Annotated in this window: 1 protein-coding gene; it reads left to right on the top strand. The window is 65.9% G+C overall.

Annotated features, from left to right (window positions below; all coding sequences use genetic code 11):
- The first annotated feature begins 41 nt into the window (after nt 1–41).
- A complete protein-coding gene (locus ACFYOJ_RS36290) occupies nt 42–1,163 on the top strand; it encodes an IS630 family transposase (RefSeq protein ID WP_356559570.1) in 1,122 nt (373 codons plus the stop codon).
- Nucleotide 1,164: the final 1 nt, after the last annotated feature.

The raw sequence follows: 1,164 nt of genomic DNA, 5'->3' as shown, positions 1-1,164 counted from the left end.
CCGCTAGTGTCCTGCGCCAGTAGTTGATCGTTAGTAGTCGTGTGACTTCTACTGCTGGTGCGTCAGTTCCTCGTCGGGGCCCGAAGCTGGAACCGTTGCTCTTGTCTGAGGACGAGCGGGCGGTGTTGGAGCGGTGGACGCGTCGGGCGACATCGGCCCAGGCTCTGGCCCTGCGGGCGCGGATTGTGCTGGCCTGTGCGGGGCCGGAGGTGCCGCCGATCGTCGCGGTTGCCCGGGATCTGCGGGTGACCGCGGACACGGTCCGCAAGTGGCGGCGGCGCTTCCTCGCCGAGCGGCTGGACGGGCTGGCAGACGAGCCCCGGCCCGGCCGACCACCGACCATCAGCATCGATCAGGTGGAAGCGGTGGTGGTCACCACGCTGGAACAGCTGCCGAGGAACGCCACTCACTGGTCGCGGAAGTCGATGGCCGAGCACAGTGGTCTGTCGAAGTCGACGGTCGGCCGGATCTGGCGGCAGTTCCAGCTCAAGCCGCATCTGGCCGACACTTTCAAGCTGTCGACGGACCCGTTGTTCGTGGAGAAGGTCTACGACGTCGTGGGGCTGTATTTCAACCCGCCCGAGGGTGCGGTGGTGCTCTCGGTAGACGAGAAGTCGCAGATCCAGGCCCTGGACCGGTCCCAGCCGGTGCTGCCCATGATGCCGGGCATGCCCGAGCGGCGCACCCACGACTACGTGCGCAACGGCCTGACCACCTTGTTCGCCGCCTTCGACGTCGCCACGGGCGAAGTCATCACAGCCCTGCACCGCCGGCACCGGGCCGTGGAGTTCAAGAAGTTCCTGATCCGGATCGACAAAGCGGTGCCCGCGCACCTCCAGGTCCATCTGATCGTGGACAACTACGGCACCCACAAGACCCCGGCGATCAGGACGTGGCTGGCCAAACACCCCAGGTTCGAGCTGCACTTCACCCCGACCGGATCCTCCTGGATCAACCAGGTCGAGCGGTGGTTCGGCTACCTGGCCCACCAGATGATCCGCCGCGGCGCACACAAGAACATCCAGGCCCTCGAAGCCGACATCCGCGCCTGGGTCAAGGACTGGAACGAAGACCCCAAGCCGTTCATCTGGACCAAGACAGCCGAAGAGATCCTCGACTCTCTCGCCCGCTTCTGCCGACGGATCTCTGGCGCAGGACACTAGC

The sequence above is a fragment of the Streptomyces sp. NPDC006384 genome (assembly GCF_042870695.1).
Classification (GTDB): Bacteria; Actinomycetota; Actinomycetes; order Streptomycetales; family Streptomycetaceae; genus Streptomyces.
This window is presented reverse-complemented; position numbering and strand designations above follow the sequence as displayed.